This is a genomic window from Saccharospirillum alexandrii, from assembly GCF_043641555.1.
Classification (GTDB): domain Bacteria; phylum Pseudomonadota; class Gammaproteobacteria; order Pseudomonadales; family Natronospirillaceae; genus Saccharospirillum; species Saccharospirillum alexandrii_A.
Genome location: NZ_JBHZRJ010000002.1, coordinates 819,037 through 845,379 on the forward strand (window position 1 = coordinate 819,037; position 26,343 = coordinate 845,379).

General features: G+C 56.9%; 27 protein-coding genes and 2 tRNA genes. 10 read left to right on the top strand and 19 right to left on the bottom strand.

Going from position 1 to position 26,343, the window contains the following annotated elements:
- Both ACHUE7_RS09665 and ACHUE7_RS09670 read right to left on the bottom strand, forming a co-directional pair.
- Complete coding sequence (locus ACHUE7_RS09665; RefSeq protein ID WP_394169778.1) at positions 1 to 1,149, bottom strand: AI-2E family transporter; 1,149 nt, start codon at positions 1,147 to 1,149, stop codon at positions 1 to 3.
- A gap of 1 nt (position 1,150) precedes the next feature.
- On the bottom strand, positions 1,151 to 1,399 hold the full coding sequence (locus tag ACHUE7_RS09670) for a sulfurtransferase TusA family protein (protein WP_394169779.1): 249 nt from the start codon (positions 1,397 to 1,399) through the stop codon (positions 1,151 to 1,153).
- 131 nt (positions 1,400 to 1,530) lie between these two features.
- Here ACHUE7_RS09670 and ACHUE7_RS09675 point away from each other — a divergent pair, with 131 nt between their 5' ends.
- Positions 1,531 to 2,874 (top strand): M48 family metallopeptidase, encoded by a 1,344-nt coding sequence (locus ACHUE7_RS09675; RefSeq protein WP_394169780.1) that lies wholly within the window; start codon positions 1,531 to 1,533, stop codon positions 2,872 to 2,874.
- A gap of 20 nt (positions 2,875 to 2,894) precedes the next feature.
- On the opposite strand, the gene nadA is transcribed toward ACHUE7_RS09675, so the two are convergent.
- The 16 genes from nadA to aspS form a co-directional block, all read right to left on the bottom strand.
- Positions 2,895 to 3,935, bottom strand: a complete 1,041-nt coding sequence (gene nadA, locus ACHUE7_RS09680; protein ID WP_394169781.1) for a quinolinate synthase NadA — start codon at positions 3,933 to 3,935, stop codon at positions 2,895 to 2,897.
- Positions 3,936 to 4,162: 227 nt separating this feature from the next.
- Positions 4,163 to 4,238 (bottom strand) — tRNA-Lys (locus ACHUE7_RS09685).
- Positions 4,239 to 4,358: 120 nt separating this feature from the next.
- Positions 4,359 to 4,434, bottom strand: a tRNA-Lys gene (locus tag ACHUE7_RS09690).
- A 94-nt stretch (positions 4,435 to 4,528) separates the two neighbouring features.
- Positions 4,529 to 5,209 carry a 7-cyano-7-deazaguanine synthase QueC gene (gene queC / locus ACHUE7_RS09695; RefSeq protein ID WP_394169782.1) on the bottom strand — a complete coding sequence of 227 codons (681 nt, stop codon included), beginning with the start codon at positions 5,207 to 5,209 and terminating at the stop codon, positions 4,529 to 4,531.
- A gap of 150 nt (positions 5,210 to 5,359) precedes the next feature.
- A complete protein-coding gene (gene ybgF / locus ACHUE7_RS09700) occupies positions 5,360 to 6,094 on the bottom strand; it encodes a tol-pal system protein YbgF (protein ID WP_394169783.1) in 735 nt (244 codons plus the stop codon).
- 43 nt (positions 6,095 to 6,137) lie between these two features.
- Positions 6,138 to 6,707 (bottom strand): peptidoglycan-associated lipoprotein Pal, encoded by a 570-nt coding sequence (gene pal, locus ACHUE7_RS09705; protein WP_127554891.1) that lies wholly within the window; start codon positions 6,705 to 6,707, stop codon positions 6,138 to 6,140.
- A gap of 116 nt (positions 6,708 to 6,823) precedes the next feature.
- Entirely contained in the window at positions 6,824 to 8,134 is a 1,311-nt protein-coding gene (gene tolB / locus ACHUE7_RS09710; protein WP_394169784.1) for a Tol-Pal system beta propeller repeat protein TolB, read from the bottom strand.
- The gene (gene tolA, locus ACHUE7_RS09715) at positions 8,134 to 9,009 is read right to left on the bottom strand and encodes a cell envelope integrity protein TolA (RefSeq protein ID WP_394169785.1); all 876 of its coding nucleotides are present in this window, start codon (positions 9,007 to 9,009) and stop codon (positions 8,134 to 8,136) included. Before tolA ends, tolB begins: the two co-directional genes overlap by 1 nt.
- Complete coding sequence (gene tolR / locus ACHUE7_RS09720; RefSeq protein ID WP_348475760.1) at positions 8,999 to 9,430, bottom strand: protein TolR; 432 nt, start codon at positions 9,428 to 9,430, stop codon at positions 8,999 to 9,001. The genes tolA and tolR overlap by 11 nt, the downstream gene beginning before the upstream one ends.
- Positions 9,427 to 10,140: a protein TolQ gene (tolQ, locus tag ACHUE7_RS09725; protein WP_220432464.1), complete on the bottom strand. Its 714-nt coding sequence runs from the start codon at positions 10,138 to 10,140 to the stop codon at positions 9,427 to 9,429. Before tolQ ends, tolR begins: the two co-directional genes overlap by 4 nt.
- Before the next feature lie 129 nt (positions 10,141 to 10,269).
- Complete coding sequence (ruvB, locus tag ACHUE7_RS09730) at positions 10,270 to 11,277, bottom strand: Holliday junction branch migration DNA helicase RuvB (RefSeq protein ID WP_127554888.1); 1,008 nt, start codon at positions 11,275 to 11,277, stop codon at positions 10,270 to 10,272.
- A gap of 31 nt (positions 11,278 to 11,308) precedes the next feature.
- Positions 11,309 to 11,914 (bottom strand): Holliday junction branch migration protein RuvA, encoded by a 606-nt coding sequence (gene ruvA, locus ACHUE7_RS09735; protein ID WP_213678361.1) that lies wholly within the window; start codon positions 11,912 to 11,914, stop codon positions 11,309 to 11,311.
- The gene (locus tag ACHUE7_RS09740; RefSeq protein ID WP_127554886.1) at positions 11,911 to 12,555 is read right to left on the bottom strand and encodes a trimeric intracellular cation channel family protein; all 645 of its coding nucleotides are present in this window, start codon (positions 12,553 to 12,555) and stop codon (positions 11,911 to 11,913) included. Before ACHUE7_RS09740 ends, ruvA begins: the two co-directional genes overlap by 4 nt.
- A complete protein-coding gene (gene ruvC / locus ACHUE7_RS09745; protein WP_348475762.1) occupies positions 12,552 to 13,076 on the bottom strand; it encodes a crossover junction endodeoxyribonuclease RuvC in 525 nt (174 codons plus the stop codon). The genes ACHUE7_RS09740 and ruvC overlap by 4 nt, the downstream gene beginning before the upstream one ends.
- Before the next feature lie 31 nt (positions 13,077 to 13,107).
- Complete coding sequence (locus tag ACHUE7_RS09750; protein WP_394169786.1) at positions 13,108 to 13,839, bottom strand: YebC/PmpR family DNA-binding transcriptional regulator; 732 nt, start codon at positions 13,837 to 13,839, stop codon at positions 13,108 to 13,110.
- Positions 13,840 to 13,877: 38 nt separating this feature from the next.
- Complete coding sequence (gene aspS / locus ACHUE7_RS09755; protein ID WP_394169787.1) at positions 13,878 to 15,650, bottom strand: aspartate--tRNA ligase; 1,773 nt, start codon at positions 15,648 to 15,650, stop codon at positions 13,878 to 13,880.
- Between the two features lie 238 nt (positions 15,651 to 15,888).
- Between aspS and ACHUE7_RS09760 the strand changes: the two genes are divergently transcribed.
- Positions 15,889 to 16,458, top strand: a complete 570-nt coding sequence (locus ACHUE7_RS09760) for a lytic transglycosylase domain-containing protein (RefSeq protein ID WP_394169788.1) — start codon at positions 15,889 to 15,891, stop codon at positions 16,456 to 16,458.
- Here ACHUE7_RS09760 and ACHUE7_RS09765 read toward each other — a convergent pair.
- Positions 16,455 to 16,727: an acylphosphatase gene (locus ACHUE7_RS09765; RefSeq protein ID WP_394169789.1), complete on the bottom strand. Its 273-nt coding sequence runs from the start codon at positions 16,725 to 16,727 to the stop codon at positions 16,455 to 16,457. The two genes, ACHUE7_RS09760 and ACHUE7_RS09765, sit on opposite strands and share 4 nt — an antisense overlap.
- Positions 16,728 to 17,008: 281 nt before the next feature.
- Between ACHUE7_RS09765 and ACHUE7_RS09770 the strand changes: the two genes are divergently transcribed.
- The 8 genes from ACHUE7_RS09770 (at position 17,009) to ACHUE7_RS09805 (ending at position 26,332) form a co-directional block, all read left to right on the top strand.
- Complete coding sequence (locus ACHUE7_RS09770; RefSeq protein ID WP_394169790.1) at positions 17,009 to 18,472, top strand: hypothetical protein; 1,464 nt, start codon at positions 17,009 to 17,011, stop codon at positions 18,470 to 18,472.
- Between the two features lie 223 nt (positions 18,473 to 18,695).
- Complete coding sequence (gene ccoN / locus ACHUE7_RS09775) at positions 18,696 to 20,135, top strand: cytochrome-c oxidase, cbb3-type subunit I (protein WP_127554881.1); 1,440 nt, start codon at positions 18,696 to 18,698, stop codon at positions 20,133 to 20,135.
- Between the two features lie 17 nt (positions 20,136 to 20,152).
- Complete coding sequence (ccoO, locus tag ACHUE7_RS09780; RefSeq protein ID WP_394169791.1) at positions 20,153 to 20,758, top strand: cytochrome-c oxidase, cbb3-type subunit II; 606 nt, start codon at positions 20,153 to 20,155, stop codon at positions 20,756 to 20,758.
- 4 nt (positions 20,759 to 20,762) lie between these two features.
- Positions 20,763 to 20,942 carry a CcoQ/FixQ family Cbb3-type cytochrome c oxidase assembly chaperone gene (locus ACHUE7_RS09785; protein ID WP_213678369.1) on the top strand — a complete coding sequence of 60 codons (180 nt, stop codon included), beginning with the start codon at positions 20,763 to 20,765 and terminating at the stop codon, positions 20,940 to 20,942.
- Positions 20,942 to 21,841, top strand: coding sequence for a cytochrome-c oxidase, cbb3-type subunit III (gene ccoP, locus ACHUE7_RS09790; protein WP_394169792.1), 900 nt, complete (start codon positions 20,942 to 20,944; stop codon positions 21,839 to 21,841). Before ACHUE7_RS09785 ends, ccoP begins: the two co-directional genes overlap by 1 nt.
- Positions 21,842 to 21,938: 97 nt before the next feature.
- On the top strand, positions 21,939 to 23,348 hold the full coding sequence (gene ccoG / locus ACHUE7_RS09795) for a cytochrome c oxidase accessory protein CcoG (protein WP_394169793.1): 1,410 nt from the start codon (positions 21,939 to 21,941) through the stop codon (positions 23,346 to 23,348).
- A 69-nt stretch (positions 23,349 to 23,417) separates the two neighbouring features.
- A complete protein-coding gene (locus ACHUE7_RS09800; RefSeq protein ID WP_394169794.1) occupies positions 23,418 to 23,924 on the top strand; it encodes a FixH family protein in 507 nt (168 codons plus the stop codon).
- Positions 23,921 to 26,332: a heavy metal translocating P-type ATPase gene (locus ACHUE7_RS09805; RefSeq protein WP_394169795.1), complete on the top strand. Its 2,412-nt coding sequence runs from the start codon at positions 23,921 to 23,923 to the stop codon at positions 26,330 to 26,332. Before ACHUE7_RS09800 ends, ACHUE7_RS09805 begins: the two co-directional genes overlap by 4 nt.
- Positions 26,333 to 26,343: the final 11 nt, after the last annotated feature.

A 26,343-nucleotide genomic window follows, 5' to 3' on the forward strand; every position in this document is an offset into this window, starting at 1 on the left:
TTATTGTTCGGGCCCCTGCTGCGCCGACTCCTGATGCTCAACTCCATCTTCGACGCTGGCTTCCTCGGCGGCCCTGGCCTCCTGGTGCTTGGGCCAGGCGTTGAAGATGGCTTTTACCAGTGTTGCCAGCGGAATCGCAAAAAAGACCCCCCAGAAGCCCCATATGCCTCCGAACAGCAAGACGGCAACAATGATCGAAACCGGGTTCAGGTTAACCGCTTCCGAGAACAGCAACGGTACCAGAACATTGCCATCCAGAATCTGAATGATCAGATAGGCGATCATGACGTAATACAATTCATTGGTGAATCCAAACTGAAAGGCACCGATGGCAAAGACCGGTATGGTCACGATGGTCGCCCCGATATAGGGAATCAGCACCGACACGCCAACCAGCACAGCAAGCAAGGCTGAATAATTCAGGCCAAACATTTCGAAAGTGACAAAGGAAATGCTGCCGATGATCAGAATTTCGATCACCTTGCCGCGAATGTAATTGGCAATCTGCTGGTTCATTTCAAGAGCAATCTGATTCATCAGGCTGCGTCGGGCGGGCAAGGTGGCTTTGAAACTGTCCCAGAGCACGACTCTGTCCTTTAACATGAAAAACACCATCAATGGCACGACGATCAGGTATATCAGAACGCCAACGGCACTGGGCAGGGTGTTTAGCGAAAAGGTGAGCACTCTGGGTAGAAAACCGGTCAGTTGCTGACTGATGCCGCGCAAATCGATGCCCAGCAGCCATTGCTGGGCGAGCTCGTTCGAAATGAGCTCCGGATAGCGTTCCGGCAATGCCTGAATCTGATCCTGCATCAGCCGGATCATCACAGGCATTTCGCTAACCAGACTGGTTATTTGCCGCAACAAGGCAGGCACGATGATCAGCATGGCGACCACCAGCAAGCCAAAAAAGGACAGGCAGACCACCGTAACCGACAATAAATGGGGAATCTTGAGGTTGTTCAGCCTATCGACAAAGGGCGACAGCAAATAAGCCAGAATAACCGCGGTGAATACCGGTGCAAGTACCTGCCCAAGGCCATAGACCAGCAAGATAGACAGCATCAGCAAGATAAAGAAAATAACCGCTTCTTCATCTGAAAAATAACGTGAAAAGAATCCCTGTACGACGCGATACAGCTTCAAATCAATCTTCTCCTCGCTGAATCAGGAACCGAAACAAGCTAGCTTCGGAATCGTCCTGTTCCAGTAACTGGTGGGGGGCTCGGCTCAGGTAGGCGGGAATATCCCGCCAGGAACCGGCATCAGTCGCCAATACTTCCAGAATCTCTCCTGACTTCATAGCAGCAAGTGCTTGTTTGGTGCGCAGCAATGGTAAAGGGCATCGCAAACCGCAGGCATCCAATTGCCGTGTCGGGGTACTTTTACAAGTCAATTACAACGCCTCACTGTCGGGACTCCCAAGAGCTCGTATTATAGGGCAACACATCTATGTTGTATGGAACTCACGTGCATTCCAGGCAAAACCGGCCCCATCGTTACTCAACCTTTTCAGAGCAATGCCCCGTGCTTAACGGGCTCCCCCGATTCAGACTGTTCATTGCCTGTATCTGTCTGTGCCTGTCTTTCGGGCTGCCCGCTCACGCCGAATTCGGCGACTCCTCCCTGGGTTGGACCCAGGAGCAGGAACGTGCCGTTGCCGGTTATCTGCAGCGCAGATTACAGCGACAGGGCAATGTCATCAATGATGTATGGCTTGAATACTGGCTGGCTGAACGCGCTGAGCGATTAAGGCAAACCTCGACCTCGAGTCTGGGGCCGGTCAGCGTGGTCCTGCTGCGGCAAAAAGCCTTCAACGCCTTCGCCTTGCCAGGCAATGTCATGGGGTTCAATCTCGGGCTTTGGGAAAATGCCCGAACCGAAGACGAATTCACCTCAGTGGTCGCGCACGAAATTGCTCACCTGAGTCTGCGTCACTTTAACCGGCTTTCCGACAACAACCGTCAGCAAGCCTGGCTGGCAATCAGCGGCGCCCTGCTCGGTGTCGCCCTGGCCAGCATGGACACCGAGATTGGCGGTGCGACGCTGATTGGCTCACAAATGGGCGCCGCTCAACAAAGCCTGTCGTTCAGCCGATCCATGGAAAGCGAAGCGGACCGCTACGCAACCGATATGCTGCGCCAGGCCGGCTACAACCCGTCGGCAGGCGCTGCGGTCTTCGCCCGGCTACAGCAATCACTGGGCGGGCGTTCGGGATCCGATTACTGGCAAACGCACCCGCGGGCCATCACCCGCGCTGCCCAACTGGAGGCACTGCAAGGCAGCGCTACCGGAGCCACTGGCCAGACCAGCAATCAATACGACACGCTGCGCTGGTACATTAACGCGCGCTATGCCGCCGATGACGACTTTGCACCCGACCCGGCCTGGCAAAGCCTGACGGCAACGCCAGACCCTCTGTTACCACAGCAGTTGCTGGAAGATCCGGACCCGAATAGCCTGCTGGGCTGGATCAGATTTCAAACGACTGCTGACGACAGCCTGACTCTGGAGCGACTGTCACTGCTGCTGACACTCTTTCCGGATTTTGACCCGGCCTGGTATCTCAGCGCCGAAGTGACGGCGCGTTCGGGCGGCGCCAACGCCTGCCGCGAGGCACTCGGTGCGCTCGACCGGATCAACGGAGAGTATCTGGATGTCTTTGAACTGCGTCACCGACTCAGTAGCGAATGCCTGCAAAGCCGGGAGGCAGAAGCGACAGCCGCCTGGTACTGGCATCGCGGTGAAGAGTCCCGCGCCCTGAGCCTGTTAAGGCGCGCCATCGAACAGCCCGGAGATGCAAGTCAGCTGGCACGCTTGCGCGCAAAAGTGTCTGACTACGAACGCCAGCTGGCATTGTTGCCCAGCTAACATTCAGGCAGAGGGCTCGATCAACCCTGTTTGAAGGCCAACATGCGGTCGAGCGGGATCCGCGCCTGGCGAATCAGTTCGGGGGAGACGTGGATTTCCTCTCCGCCATGAACCAATACCTGCCGCAGCCGCTGCAAATCGTTCATCGCCATCCACGGGCAATGGGCGCAACTGCGGCAGCTGGCGCCCTGACCAGCCGTAGGCGCTTCAATAAAGGTTTTACCAGGGGAGCGTTGCTGCATCTTGTAAAAAATGCCGCGATCGGTCGCCACAATGAACTGCTGATTGGGCAAACGCTCGGAAGCGGCGATGAGCTGGGTTGTGGACCCCACCACATCCGCCAGCGCCACAACCGACTCGGGCGATTCCGGGTGCACCAGCACAGCCGCATCAGGGTACATGGCTTTCATATCCTGAAGCCCCTTGGACCTGAATTCTTCGTGAACAATACAGGAGCCATTCCAGAGCAACATATCCGCACCGGTTTCCCGTTGAATATAGCGCCCCAGATGCTGGTCCGGTGCCCAGAGAATCTTCTCACCGGCCCGGTCGAGATGGTCAATCACGTCCAGCGCAATACTGGAGGTGACTACCCAGTCCGCCCGGGCTTTGACGGCTGCTGACGTATTGGCGTAGACAACGACGGTCCGGTCCGGGTGCTGGTCACAAAACGCGGCGAACTCATCGGCCGGGCAACCCAGGTCGAGCGAACACGTCGCTTCCAGTGTCGGCATCAGCACACGCTTGTCGGGGCTCAGGATTTTAGCGGTTTCCCCCATAAAACGAACCCCGGCGACCACCACGGTCTCGGCATCCACATCGCGCCCGTAGCGCGCCATTTCCAGCGAGTCACCAATAAACCCCCCGCTCGACTCAGCCAGCGACTGAATCAGCGGGTCGGTGTAATAGTGTGCAACCAAAACGGCATTCTGCTCGCGCAGCAGCGCTTCGATCTCAGCGCTCAGTGTCTTCACCTGATCTGGCGTCAGACTACTGGCCTGCTCGGTCACTGGTATTTCGAAATTGATTGTCAGTTCAGACAATTCAACAGCATCAGTCATGGCTACCCGGTCACTCAGTCATAGTGGATACAGTGTAACGACAAACTGCACCATCGCGAAGGACGATACTTGCCTGCCCGGGGCAATGTGGGGGTGACAGGCTCAAACAACAATGCCTCGACTCGCCCCAACCTGCCCCTCACCGGCTTGCACCCGGCTTCAGCAGCCGGGCGGGAGAACATTCAGGTATAAAAAAAGGAGAGCCTGGGCTCTCCTTTTTCGGTATTTGGTGGGTCGTGCAGGATTCGAACCTGCGACCAATTGGTTAAAAGCCAACTGCTCTACCAACTGAGCTAACGACCCTCAACTGGTTGGACTATTTTACCTATGACCTACAAAAAAAACAAATTAAAACAACGACTTAGCTTTAACTTGCTGATTTGTCTGCCTTACTCCCCCGAACGAACCGGTCCAATGAGGAAGTGGTGGGTCGTGCAGGATTCGAACCTGCGACCAATTGGTTAAAAGCCAACTGCTCTACCAACTGAGCTAACGACCCTAAGGAGGCGCATATAATATGTATTTTTCGGGTCGGCGCAACCCCGACGACCGACTTTTTTTCTCCAAGCCTTTGATCTACAAAGACTTTGAATTCACTGGGCCGCCACGTAACGGGTCGGATCGGCCACGCCAGCCTGCTCGAAACCGATTTTCCGCAACCGGCAACTGTCGCACAGACCGCAGGCCTCACCAGCAACATTCGCCTGATAACAGCTGATCGTCATGCTGTAGTCGACCCCGAGCGAGAGCCCCAGGTTAACCGTCGCGGCCTTGGTAAGGTTCAGCAAGGGTGCCTGCACCGTAATCACCTGCCCCTCCACCCCCATTCGGGTGGCCAGATTGGCCAGGCGCTCAAAGGCGGAAATAAATTCCGGGCGGCAATCCGGGTAGCCTGAATAGTCAACCGCACTGACCCCGATAAACAGCGTCTGCGCCTCGAGCACTTCAGCCCAGCCCAGCGCAATGGACAAAAACACCGTGTTTCTGGCGGGGACATAGGTCGCGGGAATGCCGTCGGTCTCGGTCGTGGGTACGTCGATGTTGTCGTCCGTTAAGGCCGAACCACCCAGTGAACGCAGATCCATGGGGATAACCTTGTGCGCTTTCACGCCCATAGCGGTCGCAATACGACGGGCCGCTTCCAGCTCCACATCATGACGCTGGCCATAATCAAAACTCAGCGCATAGACCTCGTAGCCATCAGCAATGGCCTTGGCCAGAACAGTGGTCGAGTCAAGCCCACCTGACAGCAGTACTACGGCCTTCTTGTTCAATGTTCATGCATCCTGTTCATCACTGCCCTGGCTCGGGCATTCGGGGCTTCATCACCCGCCGGCCGATCAGCGTCGACCCGCTGTGATTGGGTAAGGGGTAATAAAACAGCGTGACAACCCGTCTGGGCTCGCTTTTGGCCTTAAGGGCCCTCAGTTACTGTCAAGCCTGGCCTGTGCCAGCTTGGCACTCTGGCTGCCCGGATAATCACTGATCACCCGATTGAACAACTGGGTCGCCTGTGACCCCCGCTCTTGTTGCTGCGCAATAACACCCAGCTTGTAGAGGGAATCCGGCACCTTGGCGTGCCCTCCGAAGTCATCGACAACGGTTTCAAATGCAGCCTGAGCCTGCGTAACTTCCCGGCTGACCAGATGCACCTCGCCAAGCCAATACCAGGCATTAGGCGTCAGTTCGTGGTTCGGGTGTGCCTGGGCAAAGTCAGCCAGCGCTGTAATGGCGCCAGGGAAATCCCGGGTACGAATAAGGTCCCTCGCGGCGTTGTATTCCGCCAGGATATCTTCATCGCTGACGGCACTTTCACTGAGGGAGGTTGACACTTCACGCTCGGCAGGGGCTACGGATTGCATGTCCAACTGCTGCTGCATAGTCAACAGCCGCTGATCGAGGTCGACATAGCGCTCTTTCTGCTCTTGCTGAAGTATCTGAATCTGGTAGTTCAACTCTTCGACCAAGCCACGCTGTTCAGCCACTTGTTGTTCAAGGTCACGCACCTGAAACATCAGGTTTTCAACAAAGGCAGGATCGGGGCCGGGTGACGAGGACGGGCCTCGTGAGGAGGAGTTGGACACATGGTCGGGTTGAGACTGTATAACAACGGGCTCAGCCATGACCGGTACAACAAAACCAAAAGTGCTGCCGATCACGGCAGCACTTATTATTACCATTTTTTTAAACATGGTGTCTCGATTACGGATAGACAATCTCTACACGACGGTTTTCTGCGTAGTCGCTTTCGGTGCTACCCAGTGCCAGCGGCATTTCTTCACCGTAGCTCACGGTATCGATCTGGCTAGAAGCCACACCGCGCAGCATCAGGTAATCAGCAACGGCTTTTGCACGACGCTCACCCAGTGCCAGGTTGTACTCGCGAGTACCGCGCTCATCAGCGTGACCTTCCAGTACAACGCTCATGTTCGGGTTTGCAGCCAGGTTCATCGCATGGGCGTTCAGCACAGTGCGGAACTCTGAACGGATAGCAGACTCGTCAAAATCAAAGTAGATCAGGGTCTGGTCCAGCAGGTCCATGAATTCACTGGTCACTGCATCCGCCATTTCGTCATCGGCAGAGGTGTCCATTTGAACAGGCTCTTGCTGTTCAACTTCCAGGGTCAGGTCGCCCAGACCTTCGTCTTCCATTTCTGTGCCAGTTTCAGTTGTTTCAGCACCACTGGTTTCTTCTACGTCGTTGGACGCACAACCCGCCAGGAATACTGCGAACGTGATTGCAGCAACATGAATCAGTTTGGTTTTAGCCATTTTCCTTTTCCCATCTGTTGTCGATCATTATTATCAGGTGCTCAGCTCAGCACGAGGCCTTATTTGCATCTTGCCTTGCTTGATCACCTAGTTCAAGTACACCGTTAATAGTGTCACTAGTTCAGGTAAGGAGACCATGATGGTTCAATCACATCTCCATGAATCGAGGGCATTTCACTGGTGACCTGGCCATCCAGTGATACCCAAGCCAAAACCCCCCGACCCCTGGACTTAGTAGCATAGACCAGCATTGTGCCGTTTGGAGCAATGCTGGGCGATTCGTCCAGATTCGTCTCCGTCAGTATTCGAATTTCCCGGCTTGCCAGGTCCATCGCAGCGACGTGGAAACGCCCGTTAATCTGGTGCACAAACACCAGATACTCCCCGTCACTGCTGTACTGAGCCTTCAGGTTCTGGCTTCCTTCAAAGGTTAAGCGCTGCGCACGCTTACTGGCAAGGTCCATTTGATAAATTTGTGGACTCCCGCCCCTTTCTGAGGTGTATACGAGTGATTTTGAGTCCGGAGAGAAGCTCGGCTCCGTATCAATGTAGTTGTTCTGCGTCAGTCGGGTGCTGTCTCCACTGGAAAAGTCGTAGAGATAGAGCTCAGGATTGCCCGCCGTACTGGACACATAGGCCAGGTAACGCCCGTCGGGAGAGAATGACGGTGCCGATGTATAACCACGCGGGCCATTGATCGAATTTGACCGCCCGGTCGACAATTCCTGAACAAAGACTTTCCAGCGATCACCCACTTTGTTGGCGAAGGCAATTCGACGGCCGCTGTGCGACCAGGTCGGGGAGATTATCGGCTCGTTGGAGCGATAGACAGTACGCGCGCGCTGACCATCGGCATCGGCGACTTGCAGCCGGTACTCGAAGTTGTTGTTGGTCGTCGGCCGACGCGTTACAAAAGCGATCTTGGTCGAGAAAATACCCTTCACACCAGTAATACGCTCGTGAATCAGATCGGAGATGGAGTGAGCCAGATCTCGCAGCTGGAATACCCCTACTGTCTGGTTGCCAGCAACGACGCGCTGGCCTTCTACAACGTCATACAGCGCGAAATTGACCTTAACCCGCTCATTGCCCACAGGCTCAATCGAGCCGATCACCAGGTACTCCTGGTTCAGCAGCCGCCAGTCACGATAGAAAACCGCCTCTTCAGACGTCGGCTGTGTCAGCATGTTGCGTGGTGGCAGCGCTTCAATCCGACCGGTCCGGGTCAGGTTCTGGTCAATAATGCTGTGCACGTCTTCAGGCAGCGCCGAGCCCCCTTCCCAGTAGAAAGGCACAATGGCGATCTTGGTTTTGGTGTCGTAACCCCGGGTTACAACAATATCGAGGTCTTCTGCCTGAACCAGGCCCGAGCAAAACACGGATACCAGGGCGACCAGGCTGACAATCACTGAATCTTTTATTCTCACTACATCAGATCCTCTGGTTTGAACGTAATGGTAAAACTGCGAAAGTTCTGGTTAAACGCCTGCATGTCATCAGGCACTTCGAAACGCCGTATTCTCTGTAGAGCTCTGAGAGCCGACTGATCCAGACTGGGGATGCCACTGCTGGACACGATAACAGGTTCACCCTGCATTTCCCCGGTTGGCAACAGATTAATGCGCACAACGGTTTCCCGGTCACGCAGATCCATCACCCTTATTTCCATTGGCCGTGACCAGGCTCTTTGAATTTGCTGGCCAATACGACCTTTATAATCGTCAGTCACCGACGCTACCCGCGCCTCTGTAGCCCGGCGTTGCTCAGCCTGCTCCTGCTGCCGTTCGATAACGGCATCTTCTTCATCCAGCCCGGCCAGTAAGTTGCTGAACGCGTCCTCGCGCGTAGCCGGTTCTGGCTGTGGCGCTGGTTGCGGCTCGGGCTTGGGCGCCGGTTCAGGTTGAGGCTCTGGTTCGGGAGCTGGTTCCGGCTCAGGTTGAGGTTCCGGTTCGGGCGCTGGTTCTGGTTCCGGCTTAGGTTGAGGCTCCGGTTCGGGAGCTGGTTCCGGCTCAGGTTCCGGTGCTGGCTCTGGTTGTGGCTCGGGAGCGGGCTCGGGTTCCGGCTGAGGCTCTGGCTGAGGCTCTGGCCTAGGCGCTGGTTCAGGTTCGGGCTGAGGTGCCGCTTGCTGGCGCGGCTCAACCCGCAGACTCGCCTGCATGGCAGGAGGCAATTCAAAGCTGTCGGGCGTTGGTGTGGTGAAACTAAACCCCACCAACAACACGAAACCAATCACCGCGTGCAATACCAGAGCCGAACTGACAGGCCCTGCCAGGGATTTCCACTGATCGAACTCAGCTTTCATCCGGTGCCTCGGTGATCAGCCCGACCGAGCTGATGCCCGCCTGCTGCAAGGCCGCCATCACTTGCATGACAGAACCGTACGAAACGCGATTATCGCCCCGGATATAAACCTCCAGGCTGGGCTGTTGCTGCAATACCCGCAAGGTGTACTCACCTACCGCACCCACCTGCACCAGTTCGGGGGGTTCTTCGCCGCGCTCAATGAAAATCTGCCCTTGCTCATCCACGGCGACAATCAGGTATTCCTGTTCATCATCACGGTCCAGTGGACCAGACACCACCTGAGGAACATCCACCTCAACACCCTGCATCATCATCGGTGCGGTTACCATGAAGATGATCAGCAACACCAACATAACGTCGATGTAGGGCACGACGTTAATGTCTGACATCGGCTTGCGGCCACGGCGAACGGAAATCATGCCGGCACTTCTCGTTGCCGGGCTGGCTGGTTACCCAGCAAATGCGCCTGGCGATGCAAAATAGCCGAGAATTCCTCAGCGAATGTCTCGTAGTTGCCTACCAGTTTGTCTGCCTGGGCCGAGAAACGGTTGTAGGCGATTACGGCGGGAATAGCCGCAAACAGGCCCATGGCCGTCGCAATCAGCGCTTCGGAAATGCCAGGTGCGACCGTGGCCAGCGTAACCTGGGGCACAGAGGCCAGCCCACGGAAGGAGTTCATGATGCCCCAGACAGTGCCGAAGAGGCCGATATAAGGGCTGGTCGAACCGACCGTTGCCAGAAATGGCAAATGATGGTCCAGCTTTTCCATTTCCTTGCTGCAGGCTACGCGCATGGCGCGCTGACATCCGGCCATAATGGCGTCGGCATCGGTCATGTTTTGCTGGCGCAGCCGGTTAAACTCTTTAAAACCGACTCGAAAGATATGTTCGCCGCCATTCTGCGGATCCGGATTGGCATTCACCTGGCGGTACAATTGCGCCAGATCCATGCCGGACCAGAACCGCTCTTCAAATCCGGCGAAGCGGCGATAAGCGGCGCGCAGAACCTTGCGCCGCTCGAAAATAAAGATCCAGGTCGCGACGGACGCTGCCAGCAATGTCAACATGACCAACTGCACTAACAGCGAGGCTTCGCTGACCAATTCCCAGATTGACAATTGACTGCCCACACCCAATTCCTCTTGAAAACGATGAGCGCTAGGCTAAAGAGTTTTCAGATCAAATACTAGCAGTGTCCGAAACGGCCTTTGGGCTTTTCGATCCCTTTGCACAGCCCCGGGAACGGGTTTGCAAGGCCGTTAACCGGAGCGTTCCAGGTCAAAATGCAGGTAGGCCAAATCGGTCACCATCCGGCCTCTGGGTGTGCGAATCAGATACCCCTGCTGGATCAGATAAGGCTCGACGACGTCTTCGATGGTATCGCGTTCTTCGCTGAGCGCAGCAGCGAGGCTCTCCACCCCCACCGGCCCGCCGGCGAACTTCTCGATCAGCATGAGCAGCAGTCGCCGGTCCAGATGATCGAAGCCAGCTTTGTCGACATTGAGCATGTCCAACGCCAGATCAGCAATCTCGTGGTCGACCGAGCCGCTGTGCTTGACCTCGGCGTAATCACGAACCCGGCGCAACAAGCGGTTGGCGATACGGGGCGTACCCCGTGAACGACGTGCAATCTCGGTGGCGCCCTCTGGGTTGATGGTGACACCCAGCTTGCCAGCTGAACGCTCGATAATCTGGGTCAGTTCAGAAACACTGTAGAATTCCAGCCGTTCGACAATCCCAAAGCGATCGCGTAGCGGCGAGGTCAGCAGCCCCGCCCGGGTAGTGGCGCCAACCAGGGTAAAGGGCGGCAGATCGAGTTTGATGCTGCGTGCCGCCGGGCCTTCACCGATCATGATGTCGAGCTGGTAGTCCTCCATGGCCGGATACAGCACTTCTTCGATGTGCGGTGCCAGGCGATGAATTTCATCGATGAACAGTATGTCGCCGGATTCCAGGTTGGTCAGCATCGCCGCCAGATCACCCGCTTTTTCCAACACGGGGCCTGAGGTCGTTTTGATACTAACCCCCATTTCATGGGCGATGATATTGGCCAGCGTGGTCTTACCCAGACCCGGCGGGCCAAACACCAGGGTGTGATCCAGCGGTTCCTGGCGCATGCGCGCGGCACTGATGAAGATGTCCATCTTCTCACGCACCACCGCCTGACCAATGTATTCCGCCAGGCTGGTAGGGCGAATGGCGCGGTCATACTGCTCTTCGCGTGGGCTCTGGGGTTCTGGCGCTATAAATCGATCGGTTTCAATCATGGTCGGGTGTCCGGTTCGGGGGTGAGACCCGTTACATCATGTGTTTCAGAGCGGCACGAATCAGGCTTTGCGAGTCCATTCCGGGTTCGGTCACCCGGGCAATGGCTTTGGCGGCCTGCACCGGCTTGTAGCCCAAGGCGACCAGGGCGCTTTCGGCATCTTCCTCGGGTCGTGGCTCACCGGATTCAGGCTCACCCACAACCGGCATGGCTAACAAACGTTCGGCCCCACCAAGGTCGTTGATGCGATCGCGCATTTCGACAATCAGTCGCTCTGCGGTTTTCTTGCCAACCCCCGGAATCTTCACCAGGGTGCTCGGGTCATCATCATGAATGCACTGCACGAAGCGGTCCGGTTCCATACCGCTCAGAATGGCAAGCGCTAGCTTGGGGCCGACACCGCTGGTTTTGATCAGCGCACGAAACAGACTGCGTTCTTTCTGGCTACCAAACCCGAACAACAGATGCGCGTCTTCCCGCACCGCCAGGTGAGTATGCAACACCACGGTCTGCCCAACTGGCGGGAGTTTGAACGCGGTCGACAGCGGCGCCTGAACGTCATAGCCGACGCCGTGCACGTCGATCAGCAAATCCGGCGCGCGGTTTTCGAGCAATACACCTTGCAGTCGCCCTATCATAAATCCCTCGGGTGGTTGTCTTTTCGATACGCTACGGTACTGAGAAAGCCGGGTAACGACAATCGCCAGTGAATGGCGGCAGCCCGCACGGCCAGCACCAGGGCAAACCCGGCCACCCATATCCAGGGTGAACCGGGCCAGACCTGGTGGCCCAGCCAGACCAGAACGGCCCCGCAAAAACTGGCTGTGGCGTAGATGTCGCGCCGGAAAATCAGCGGCACTTCGTTGGCCATGATATCGCGCAGAATGCCCCCGAAAATACCGGAGGCCATGCCCATCATCACCACGATAAGCCCGGGCAGTTCGAGCGCCAGTGCCGCCTGGGTGCCGGAGACCGTGAACGCCGCCAGGCCGATGGCATCGGCATAGAGCAACACTTTGAACGGAACGGCAAAATAGCGTGCCAGAAAAAACATCAGCAGCCCGCCACCGAACGCGGTATAGGCCAGATTGACATCACCGATCCAGGCTAGCGGAGAGACATTCAACAGCAGGTCCCTGAGGGTTCCTCCGCCCAGCGCCGATACAAAAGCCAGCACCAGCACACCAAACAGGTCGAGCCGGTTGCGTGCGGCTTCCAGGGCTCCCGCCATGGCGAAAACAGCGACGCCAAACAATTCTATGGCATAGAGCACGGTCATTCGAGCCAGCGCCCCCGGCGCGAATGACGACTGCCAGCCACACGAATCAACCCGGCCTGAGTGTTGGCGTGACACAGAGCAACGGCCAGGGCATCGGCAGCATCTTCCTGCGGCAGCCCCGGCAACTTGAGCAGAAACTGAACCATATGCTGCACCTGCACCTTGTCGGCACCGCCCTTACCCACCACCGCTTGCTTGATTTTGCGTGCCGCATATTCACTGACCGGCAGCTTCGACTGTGTGGCCGCGAGCATGGCAACACCCCGGGCCTGCCCCAGTTTCAGGGCCGAACTGGCACTGCGCCCCATAAACACCTGCTCTATGGCGGCCTCCTGTGGCGACCATTGCCCGATGACCTCCATCAGAAAGGTATAAAGGTTATCGAGCCGTTCGGGAAAGGTGGGGAAGGACTCCAGGCGAATCACCCCGGAGGTTACGTATTCTTGCCGCGAACCGACCTGACTGATGATGCCAAAGCCGGTTTTGCGCGACCCCGGATCAATGCCGATGATCAGACTCACAGACCGGCTCCCGGACCCATCCGCAAGAGGTTCAAACTTCCGCTGCTTCCGGGAAAGCCGCGTTGGAATAAACAGCCTGAACATCATCCAGATCTTCCAGCATATCGATCAGGCGTTGCACTTTCTCGGCGGTATCAGGGTCGAGCTCGGTTTCTGTGCTGGGGATCATGGTGACTTCCCCTTCCACGTCATAACCGGCTTCAATGAGCGCTTCTTTGACGGTCAGAAATTCTTCGGCGCTGGTACGCACCTCGAAACTGCCGTCTTCGTGATTGATGACGTCCTCGGCGCCGGCCTCCAGCGCCGCTTCGAGCACGGCTTCTTCACTGCCCTTCTCGATAAACAGCTGACCGGCGTTGCTAAACAAATAAGCTACTGAGCCATCGGTACCGAGATTGCCACCGCACTTGGTAAAGGCGTGACGGACCTCAGAAACCGTGCGGTTACGGTTGTCGGACAGGCATTTAACATAGATCGCCACACCACCGGCACCGTACCCTTCATAGGTCATGGGCTCGTAGTCGTCGCCCTCGCCGGCACCCACACCACGGGCGATGGCCTTGTCGATGGTGTCGCGCTTCATGTTGGCAGTCAGCGCTTTATCCATCACGCTGCGCAGCGCCGGATTATCCTCCGGCGCCGGACCGCCGTTGCGAGCCGCAACGACGAGTTCACGAATCAACTTGGTGAAAATCTTGCCACGCTTGGCATCCTGGGCCGCTTTGCGGTGCTTAATGTTGGCCCACTTACTATGACCTGCCATAAGTTACCTCGTAATTTCAGCCACCGGTGCCTCGCCCCTCAGGACTCGGCAACCGGCTTGCGCACACGAATGTTCAGTTCTTTAAGCTGCTCGTTGCTCACTTCGCCCGGGGCCCGGGTCAGCAAGCAGGCGGCTGTCTGGGTCTTCGGGAAGGCGATGACTTCACGAATCGATTCAGCACCGGTCATCAGCATTACCAGCCGGTCCAGACCAAAGGCCAGACCACCGTGCGGCGGCGCACCAAAGCGCAGGGCTGACAACAGGAAGCCGAACTTCTCTTCCTGCTCTTCCGGGCTGATGCCGAGTACATCGAACACCACGTGCTGCATGGCTTCGTCGTGAATACGAATCGAACCGCCACCGAGCTCAGTACCGTTAAGCACCATGTCGTAGGCACGAGACAGGGCCTCTGCCGGGTTGGCTTTCAGTTCTTCTGCCGAACAGGACGGTGATGTGAACGGATGGTGCAACGCCGCCAAACGGCCTTCACCGGTCACTTCGAACATCGGGAAGTCAACGACCCACAGAGGAGCCCAGTCCGCCGTGAACAGATTCAGGTCTTCACCCAGCTTGCAACGTAACGCACCCAGTGCATCATTCACCACACCGGCTTTGTCGGCGCCAAAGAATATGATGTCGCCGTTTTGCGCGTCGAGGCGGCTCATCAGCTCTTTCAGAATCGGCTCTGGAATGAACTTGACGATCGGAGACTGCAGGCCGTCTGGCAATTGAGTCACGTCGTTGACCTTGATCCAGGCCAGGCCGCGAGCACCGTAAATACTGACAAACTTGGTGTAATCGTCGATTTGCTTGCGCGTCAGCTCGGCGCCCCCGGTCACCTTCAAGGCAGCAACGCGCCCTTTGGGGTCATTGGCCGGGCCGGAGAACACCTTGAAATCAACCTCGCTCATCAGATCGCTGACCGTTACCAGTTCGAGCGGGATACGCAGGTCGGGCTTATCGCTGCCATAACGCTCCATGGCTTCGGCGTAGGGCATACGCGGAAAATCGCCAAGATCAACCTTCAGCACATCGTTGAACAAGCCGCGAATCATGTTCTCGGTGATGCCCATGATGGTTTGCTCATCGGCAAACGCCAGCTCCATATCGATCTGGGTAAATTCGGGCTGACGATCGGCCCGCAGGTCTTCATCACGAAAGCATTTGGCAATTTGATAGTAGCGATCAAAGCCGGAAATCATCAGCAGTTGCTTGAACAACTGCGGAGATTGCGGCAATGCAAAGAATTCGCCCGGGTGAGTGCGGCTCGGCACCAGATAGTCGCGCGCGCCTTCGGGGGTCGCCCGCGTCAGGATCGGTGTTTCAATGTCCAGAAAGCCCTGGTCTTCCAGGTGCCGGCGGATGCTGGAAGTGATCTTGCTGCGCAGAATCAGCTTCTGCTGCATCTCTGGCCGGCGCAAATCCATAAAGCGGTACCGCAAGCGAACGTCTTCACCCACATCCGAATATTCGTCAAGCGGGAACGGCGGCGTCTTGGCGACGTTCAATACCGTAATCTCACGGCCTAGCAACTCAATTTCGCCGGTGGCCATGTTCTTGTTGATGGTGCCTTCAGGACGTGCCCGCACCAGGCCGGTCACTTCAATGACGTATTCACTGCGCACCCGGTCGGCGGTGTTGAAGCTGGCTTCGAGGTCAGGATCGAATACGACCTGCAGAATGCCCGCGCGATCACGCACATCCAGAAAAATCACGCCGCCGTGATCGCGACGACGGTGCACCCAGCCGCTGATGGTAACGGTTTGGTCGATTGAGGCGCTGTCCAGCTCCCCACAGTATTGGCTTCGCATAAGATATCCTGATCTGGCGGTTCAAATTCGAAAAGGGCGGCATTATACCGATTGCGCACTGGATAGACTACCACGGGCACGCGCTGAATTAAGCGGCAAACATTCCGGCTGGACAGCCCACCTTATATCACCCAAGTTTCGGAGTTCAGAGGCGGTTGAGTGGCACTGGTTTGGCAAAACGCAGTGCTTTTCGGCTAAACTCCGCCAGTGTGCAGCCACTCCCAAGCCAGGATTTACCGTGATACGACCGATGATGTTCACCCTTGTGTGCCTGCTGTGGCTGGCACCGGTGCAGGCGGAAGAAAGCCCCGACCCGCAACTCCTGGCCTCCCTGGAAACGGCCCTGGCGCAGGACGGCTCGTTCGAGGACCGTTATGTCGGCCAGGTCTGGCTTGCCAGCATGTCGACGCCGCTGGGTCGCTGGGTCAAACCGGCCGATGAACGCATTGACTTGCTCAGTCGCATCCATCGTGAAGCAACCGCGGCCGGACTGGACCCTGGGCTGGTGCTGGCACTGATACAGGTTGAAAGTAATTTTGACCAGTACGCCATCTCATCGGCAGGAGCTCGCGGCATGATGCAGATCATGCCTTTCTGGACCCGGGAAATCGGCCGGGAAGACGATAATCTCTTTGATCTGGATACTAACCTTCGCTACGGCTGTACCATTCTCGCGCATTACCTTGATATTGAAGATGGCAGCCTGATTCGCGCCCTGGCACGCTACAATGGCAGCCGTGGCCAGACCTGGTATCCGGAGAGAGTCTTGCGTTACTGGCACGAACGCTGGCGCTTTAACGCTGGTTAACCGAGCATAAATCCCTCGGGAGGCGGATCGCCCGGGTCTACCCGTTCCACATCAACGCCCAATACCTGAGAGAAGCGGGGTCCTGCATGCAGGGCTTCCAGCATGGCGGCCAGTTGCGGCTCACTCCCCATCATCATGACTTCCACCCGGCCATCGTCCAGATTAATGGCATAGCCCTGAACACCCAGATCCCGTGCGTGGCGCCGGCAAAACATCCGGTAGCCAACACCCTGAACCTTGCCGTATACCCAGGCTTTCATACACAACATAGCAATGCACCCCAGTGCCAATTCAATAACAGTCCCACAGTTCGGGCAAAGTTTATCGGGTCAGACGACGATCTGTCTTCTGTTCATCGGCACTTTCGCCCGCACGCGCCGAAAACAGTGTGCAGAAAAACGAACATCGTTCGCAATGTGACTTGCATCACATTTCCGACACAATGACGCCCGGAAATGCGAATTGGAACATTGATCATTCACTGCACCGACTATGTTCAGTCTGGGAGATCGAGCTCAACGGGTACCAACCGACCAGAGGGAGAGTGTAAATGAGTTTCGCGGCCTTGCACCTTACGCTGCCAAATCAGGCGTTGCACCTAAGCCAGGATACTCTGGCACTGTACCGTGATGTTCTGGTTAACCAGGTCATGGAAGCTGAACACATTGGCGCCCGACTGGAGAAAATCGCCTCTTATCTGCACAACCTGAACCGGGTCCCGTTGCAAGGTGAAATACGCCAGGAACTGACCGAGAACCTGATTCAGCATTACCTCATCTATATGCAGCAAGCACCGACTATGTCCGACCGGGGTCTTTCCACGACGTTGCTGTCGGAATGCAACCGTGAACTGTCGTATGCAACCAAGCTGTTGCTACGTGACTGCACACCCCGCTCCAAAGAAGAGTGGGCCCGTTTTGTGTATTGGGCCATATCGGCCCTGTCGATCCACCTGAATGATTTTTCATCCCAGTACCGCAGCCAGCCCGGCGCACTCTGGGGTGAAATGCACCGGCTGTTTCAATTCGCCAGCCAGCGAAGACTGACTGATTTTCAGGCGCTGACACCCGACCGGGGCGACATCGAAACGCGCTACAAGCATGCACTGCTGTTGTCAGCCAGCCAGACTGAACACCTCAGTCATACTGAACGCATGATTCTGGATGTTTACCTTGGCCACTGGGCATTCCGCGCCCGGCTCAGCCATCAGGAGCGGCGAGACTTCAATACACGCTACTTCTATATCGATACCGAAGCCAACCGGGGCATACAAACCGCCCGTCAAATCCAGGGGGCCGGAAACGACGAATCCATACTGGTGCTCAACCCCTTGCCGGTCATCGAACAGGCACGCCAGCACATGAAAAACCAGCGCCAGGGTCTGTCTCCTGAGAAATTAGGGCTTCCTGCCGACATTGACAGCATTGATCTGTTCATGACGCTGAAGAAAGCCATTTCCGCCTGGAAACAGGTAGGCTCGCGCCGTTTCGAGCGGGATCTGCTTGAACAGCAAACCCAGGCCGCCATCGGCCTGCATTCGGTGCATCAATACTTGCGGGTTAACGGCACCCGCGAAGAGCAACTGGCCAGTGTCACTACGCTAAATACCAGCAAACAAGGGGCCTGCATTCGACTCAGGGACGACACCGTCTCACTGAACGTTGGCGACGTGCTGATGCATCGAGATCAGGACGACGGCCCCGACAGTGAAGGCCGGCTCGGTATCGTTCGTTGGATGCACCGCGACAGCCGGGGGCGAATTTGTGGCCTTGAGTATCTGACCGGCAACCTGCAGCCGGTTGCGGTGCGCATAAAAGATCGTTTATCTGAAGCCTTGCTGATCAGCACTCAGGGCAACGACTCACTCATTACCCATAAGGGTTACTGCACCAGCAACAGCTCAATTCGCCTGAAAAACTTTCGCCATGGTTTGGCGCTGGAAGCAAGAGCACAGTCTCTGCTGCAACGTGGTGAAACCACCGATCAGATCAGATTGAAGCGAAGTGCTGTTTAACCATTGAACGTAAAACCTTCGCCGGTCCGATCAAATTCTGATCAGGATTCAAGCAGGACCGGCACGCTGTTCTACACTCTCGGGAAAGAATCGCAATAAATCGACAAAACAATAACTTATGGCGATGTTATTGACCTGTGTCATTTGCAAATGGCATATCGACTCAGCATACTTTCGCCGCCTAATCCTTTTAACCCTTACACACCCTATCGGAAGCTGATCCATGAGCAACTCTACTACCGTGCCTGAGGAGCAGACGACGTACAATTATACGGTTGTGCGTCAATTCTCCATCATGACTGTTGTCTGGGGGATTGTCGGTATGCTGGTTGGCGTCATCATCGCCGCCCAGATGGCATTCCCGGAATTGAACTTCGGCCCCTATTTTCATTTTGGCCGGTTGCGTCCGCTGCACACCAACGCTGTGATTTTTGCCTTTGGTGGCTCTGCGTTGTTTGCGACCTCCTATTACGTTGTTCAACGCACCACCCAGGCCCGGCTGGCTTTCGAAGGGTTGGTTAAATTTACCTTCTGGGGTTGGCAGGCCGTCATCGTCGCTGCGGTAGCGACCTTGCCGCTGGGTTTAACGTCATCAAAAGAATACGCCGAGCTGGAATGGCCCATCGACATTCTGATCGCGCTGGTCTGGTTGTCCTACCTGGCCGTCTTCGTGGGTACCATCAGCCGCCGCAAAATGTCACACATCTACGTCGGCAACTGGTTCTACCTGGCGTTCATTATTACCGTCGCGGTGTTGCACGTCGTTAACAGTGCTGCCATCCCGGTCTCGATGTTCAAATCCTACTCGGCCTACGCCGGCACCATGGATGCCATGGTTCAGTGGTGGTATGGCCACAACGCCGTGGGCTTTTTCCTGACAGCCGGCTTCCTCGGCATGATGTACTACTACGTGCCCAAGCAGGCTGAACGCCCCATCTACTCCTACCGTTTGTCGATTGTTCACTTCTGGGCGCTGATCTCCGTCTATATGTGGGCCGGCGGTCACCACCTGCACTACTCATCATTGCCAGACTGGGCTCAAAACCTCGGCATGGTCATGTCTCTGATTCTACTGGCACCAAGCTGGGGGGGCATGATCAACGGCATGATGACCATGAGCGGTGCCTGGCACAAACTGCGTACCGACCCGATTCTGCGGTTCCTGGTGGTGTCTCTGTCGTTCTACGGCATGGCCACCTTTGAAGGCCCGATGATGGCCATCAAGACGGTGAATGCGCTGTCACACAATACCGACTGGACCATTGGCCACGTGCATTCCGGCGCACTCGGCTGGGTGGCGATGATTTCCATTGGCGCGCTGTACCACACCATTCCGCGCCTTTACGGTCAGACGCAGATGTACAGCATCTCCCTGATCAACGCTCACTTCTGGCTAGCGACCATCGGTACCGTTCTGTACATCGCTGCCATGTGGGTTAACGGCATTGCCCAGGGCTTGATGTGGCGCGCGGTCAATACCGACGGCACGCTGATGTACAGCTTCGTACAAGGCGTTGAAGTCAGTTGGCCTGGCTATGTCGTGCGCATGATCGGCGGCATGGTGTTTCTGTCTGGCATGTTCCTGATGGCTTACAACGTCTGGATGACCATCCGGAGCGAACAAAAAACCAGTGCGGCTGACACCGCCGCTCAGCCCGCTTAACGGTTAGGACGGATACAATGCAACACGAAACGGTTGAAAAGAACGTCGGCCTGATGGTCGCGCTGGTGTTGGTAGCCATCAGCTTCGGCGGCCTGGTCGAGATTGTCCCCCTGTTCTCGCAGGACGAAGTTACCGAGCCCATTGAGGGCCTGGAACCCCACAGCGCCCTGGTATTGGAAGGCCGGGATATCTACATTCGCGAAGGCTGCCATGTGTGCCACACCCAGATGGTGCGGCCATTGCGCGCTGAAGTTGAACGCTATGGCCCCTACTCCCAGGCGGGTGAAGATGTGTACGAACACCCCTTCCTCTGGGGTTCAAAGCGTACCGGGCCAGATCTGGCCCGCGTCGGTCAGCGTTATAGCGACGAGTGGCAGAAAGCGCACCTGTACAACCCGCGCTCGGTTGTTCCCGAGTCCAACATGCCTGCGTTTCCCTGGTTGTTTGAATGGACAGTCGATGGCTCTAAAACCGGTGCAAAAATGGCCGCCCTGCGTCGCGTAGGTGTGCCCTATACCGACGAGCAGATTGCCAATGCTGAAAATGATGTTGATGGAGTCACTGAAATCGATGCACTGGTGGCCTATCTGCAACAGCTCGGCACCCTTGTGACAGGCCGTTAACCCCATGGATATCAACGATTTCAGAGGTCTGGCCACAATATTCACCATGATTGCGTTCTTTGGCATTGTGATTTGGGCCTACAGCAGCAAGCGCAAAAAGAAATTCGACGAAGCGGCCAACCTGCCGTTCGAAGACGAAGCGCTGCATGAAAAGACCCAAGCCAGGACAGGAGACGACAAATAATGAGCAGTTTCTGGAGTGCTTACATCTTTATCCTGACGGGTATTTCGATCGTCGGGCTGGCTATTCTGATTACCCTGACCCGGCGCATGAAAGACCCGGGCGGTGAAGGGGCATCAACCACAGGCCACAGCTTCGATGGCATCGAAGAGTTCAACAACCCCCTGCCCAAGTGGTGGCTGAACCTGTTCTGGATCACCATTGTCTTCGCAGTCGGTTATCTGATCGCGTATCCCGTTGGTAACTGGGATGGTCTTTTGAACTGGACGTCGCAGAAAGAGCTCACCAATGCTCAGATCGCCCACGATCGTCGCTACGGCGAGATTTACGAGCGCCTGGCCAACATGCCAGTGGAAGCATTGCCCGACAATCCTCAGGCCATGCGTATCGGTCAGCGTCTGTTTGAAGATAACTGCGCTTTGTGCCATGGCCAGGCTGGTCAGGGCGGTTATGGTTTCCCTAATCTGACCGACGATGACTGGTTATACGGTGGCAGTGGTGAAACCATCAAAGCCACCCTGATCAACGGCCGCCGTGGCCAGATGCCTGCCTGGGGCGATGCTCTGGGTGCCCAGGGCGTGCGCGCGGTGACTGAATATGTCATGCAGCTGTCGGCACAGGATAACGTCAATGCGTCGCTCGCCCGCCAGGGTGAGGCGCTGTACAACGCCTCCTGTGTAGCCTGCCATGCCGAAAACGGCACCGGCAACCAGGCGCTTGGCGCGCCCAACCTGACCGATGACATCTGGCTGTACCGGATTCCCGGCGAATCAGTTCGAGATTCCGTACAATACACCCTGAACAATGGCCGGGCGGGCAACATGCCTGCCTGGCAAAACATTCTGGGTGAAGAGCGGGTGCACATTCTGTCTGGCTATGTTTATGACCTGAGTAATCAGTAAGCAATACATCCAGGGGAGCAGAGGTATCTGCTCCCCCCCTTAATGGGTTTCGGAAACCGGCCAGCCTGTTCCCCAAGCCTATTAGTAAGTTCGGACAATGACCCAAAAAATTGAAGTCAAAGACGTCACGGACAACACCGTCAAAACGGTCGACCTTTACCAGGAACGTGAAAAAATCTATGTGCGCCGCATCAAGGGGTTTTATCGCTCCCTGCGTGTCTATGGCGGTGCTTTCCTGTTCGCTGCCTATTTTGGCACCCTCTGGCTGAACTGGAATGGCCGCCAGGCCGTCTGGTTTGACCTGCCAAGCCGGCAGTTCCACGTGTTCGGCATCACCTTCTGGCCGCAGGACTTCATGCTGCTGTCCTGGGCGCTGATCATTTGCGCCTTTGCCCTATTCTTCATCACGGTGTTCGCTGGCCGGGTCTGGTGTGGCTATACCTGCCCGCAGAGCGCCTGGACCTGGATTTTCATGTTCATCGAGGAGAAAACCGAGGGCAAGCGCAATGCCCGCATCAAGCTGGATGAACAACCCATGACCCTGCTTAAGTTTGGCCGAAAGTTCGCCAAGCATCTGTTATGGGTATTGGTCGCGCTGGCTACGGCGATCACCTTTGTCGGCTACTTCACCCCAATTCGCCAGCTGATCCCCGACCTCTTTACGTTTAGTACCAGTGCCTGGGCCGTGTTCTGGATCGCTTTTTTCACTCTGGCGACCTACGGCAACGCGGGCTGGTTGCGCGAGCAAGTATGCATTTACATGTGCCCCTATGCCCGCTTTCAGGCGGTGATGTTCGACCAGGACACGCTGATCGTCAGCTACGATGAGAAACGGGGTGAGCCCCGGGGTTCTCGTCGTCGAGGTATTGACCCACAGGAGCTGAATCTGGGCGATTGCATCGACTGCGATCTGTGTGTTCAGGTGTGTCCAACCGGTATCGACATTCGCGATGGCCTTCAGTACGAGTGCATCGGTTGTGCTGCCTGCATCGACGCCTGCGACAGCGTCATGGACAAAATGGGCTATGAACCCGGGCTGATTCGGTACACCACCGAACACGCTCTGGAAGGCAAGCCATCGCATATATTGCGCCCCCGGCTGATTGGTTACGCGGCTGCGCTCACCATTATGGTGGTGTTGTTTGCCTGGGTAATCGCCACCCGTGTGCCACTGGAAATGTCCATCGAACGTGGCCGCGGTGCCCTGCACCGAATTACCCCCCAGGGCCAGATCGAAAACAGCTACAACATTCAATTGATGAACATGTCACAGGTCGATCGCAGCTATACACTGAGCGTCGCTGGTCTCGAGGGCATTGAACTGATCGCACCCGGGCAGATCGATATCGGTGCCGGCGGTGAAGCCGAGTTTACTGTTCGTCTGGTGCTGCCACCTGAAGACCTGACCTTGCCCAACAATGATGTGTTCTTTACCGCCACGGCAGTGGATGACTCACAGGTCAGCACCGAAACCGAGAGCCGTTTCTTTGGCCCGGCCAATTTCTGAACCCCGGTACCTCTCTTATCAAGCCTTGCAGCGGCGTGTAAGCGCCGCCTAATTTTTTGGAGATACAACGTGAATCACACTGAGATAACACCCTGGTACCGGCAGTTCTGGCCCTGGCTGGTATTCAGCCCCATGTTGTTCGTGGTGCCCGCCGGTATCTGGATGATTTACATCTCTGTTGTCACCAGTGACGGCTCTGTTATCGACGATGTCTACAAGGACGGTCGTAGCTACATCGTTAGCACCGAAGCAGACGACCTGGCGATGGAACTGCAACTGGGCGCTCAAATGCAGATGATCGGTGACCGCATCAGCGTGCGCCTGGACGGCAATCTCGACGCGCCGCCGCAAGCACTGACATTGCTGTTCGTTTTCGATGCACATGCTCAGCGCGATGTTGAGGTAACACTGAGCCGGACACCGGATGGCCGCTTCACCGGTCAATTGCCCGCGACCATTGAAGGCGAACGCTCATTGCTGCTGAAACCGCTGGACAGCGACACCAACTGGCGCTTACACGGCCGGGTGACCATGCCCAGCAGCACCATCCAGACCTTGCTACCCAGGGTGCGATGAATCCGGAATGTTTTCACTGCGGCTTGCCGGTTTACGATGACCGCTACAGCCTGACCGTCGCTGGCGAGCCCCGCCCATTCTGTTGCGTCGGCTGCCTGGCAGCGGCGCAAACCATTCTCGACAATGGCCTGGAAGCCTACTACCGCTTCCACGATCCGGCTCAGGCGCCCGCAGCGCCGCCCGTTACCGACTCCGATCGTGAAAAACTGCTGCTCTACGACCGCGCCGATGTTCAGGCGGAGTTTGTCAGCCAGCCCAATCATGGCCAACTGACGGCCACTGTGATGATCGAGGGCGTCAGTTGCTCTGCTTGCAGCTGGCTGATTGAAAAACACCTTGCCCGTCTGCCCGGCGTTTCCAGTGTTCACTTTAACCAGACCAGCCACCGTTGCCAGGTGAGCTGGAACCCGGATCAGCTGCCACTCAGCGATGTCTTTCTGGCGGTATTTGGTCTGGGATACCGTGCCCATCCCTACCGCCCGGATCAGGAAGAGTTGCTGCGCCAGAAAGAACAGCGCCAATATGTATTGCGCCTGGGCATTGCCGGCCTTGGCATGATGCAGGCCATGATGAATGCCGTGGCCATCTACAGCGGCAACATGACGGGCAGTACCGAACTGCTGGTTCGCTGGGCCAGCCTGGTACTGACCATTCCCGTTGTCGTTATTGCCGCAGGCCCATTCTTCCGGTCGGCCTGGCGCAGTCTGAGAGTCCGGCACCTGTCGATGGACGTTTCGGTAGCGCTCGCCATCGGCTCGGCCTTTGTTGCCAGTCTCTGGGCAACCCTGACCGGCGGTGGCGAGGTCTATTATGAATCGGTCAATATGTTCACCTTCTTCCTGGTGCTCGGCCGCTTTCTGGAATTTCGGGCCCGAACCTCTGTGCATGCCAGCGGTAATGCGCTGGCCAGCCATCTACCGGCGACCTGCCAGGTCTGGCGGGAGGGACACTGGCAACGTCAGGCACTGCGCGACATTCACGCTGGTGAACGCATTCTGATTCAGGCCGGGGAGCTGTGCCCGGTGGATGGTGTCGTTCGATCAGGCTGCAGCGAATTCGATGAGTCCCGGCTGACCGGCGAATTCAAGCCGCGCACCAAGGCACCAGGTGATGCCGTTCTCGCCGGTACTCTGAACCAAAGCCAGGCAGTGGAAGTCGACGTTGAACGCACCGGACAAGACAGTTCTGCCTCCAGCCTGATGCAACTGCTGGAACGGGCCGCCAGTGAAAAGCCGCGCCTGGCTGAACTGGCCGACCGGGGAGCCCACCATTTTGTTGCCTCGACCTTATTGATCACCGCCATTATTGGCCTGGTCTGGCTTTGGGTGGCGCCGGACCGGGCCTTCTGGGTCGTCATCAGCGTGCTGGTGGTCACCTGCCCCTGCGCGCTGAGTCTTGCTACCCCCACGGTGCTGGCTCAGGCCACCAACAGTTTGCGACAGCGCGGACTGATTATTACTCGCGGTCATACGCTCGACCAACTGGCGTCAGTCACCGATCTGGCCTTCGACAAAACCGGCACCCTGACCGAAGGCCACTTCGTGCTGACGGGCGTCTACCCTGAAGCCGAAGCAGAGCGCCAGGGGTTTACGGAAGCTGACCTGATCGCAGTTGCAGTAGAACTCGAACGCACCAGCGAACACCCCATTGCCCGGGCGTTCCGACAAGCTCAACCACCTGGCACCCCGGTACGCACACTTCAGGATCACCAGCGCCATCCGGGTGCTGGTCAGTCCGCACAAGACGCCGCTGGAACCTGGCGACTGGGTCACCGGGACTTTGCCTGTTCAGGGTCAGCAGCAACGCCAACATCGCCCTCCGGGCGTATCTGGCTTAGCCTGAACGGCCTTGCACTGGCCGCGTTTTCCGTCAACGACGACCTGCGGGGCAGCGCTCTGCCAGCCCTGGAGTCCCTTGAAACGCTTGGCATCCGCTGCCATATCCTCACCGGTGATCCCAACGGCGAGCTGGATCCGCGACTGGCGCACCTGTCTCTGAACGGCCGGTTTCACTACGGTCTCAGTGCCGGGCAAAAGCTGGGCTGGGTCAACCAGCAAACCAGCCTGGGTGCCAGCGTAGCGGTGGTGGGCGATGGCATTAACGATGCCCCGGTTCTGGCAGGCGCGCCGGTGTCCGTGGCGATGTCATCCGGAACCGACCTTGCCAAACAGGCCGCCGATGCCCTGCTGTTGAATGAAAACCTGACCACGCTGGCGCTAGCCATTCAGGCAGCCCGAAAGACCCGGCGCGTGATCCGTCAGAACCTGGTCTGGGCCTTGCTGTACAATGGCCTGGCTTTGCCACTGGCGGCCCTGGGTTGGGTTGCCCCCTGGCAAGCGGCCATTGGCATGTCGCTCAGTTCATTGCTGGTGGTGGGAAACGCCCTGCGTCTGCGCCGGTTGTCGTGAACCAACCAGCA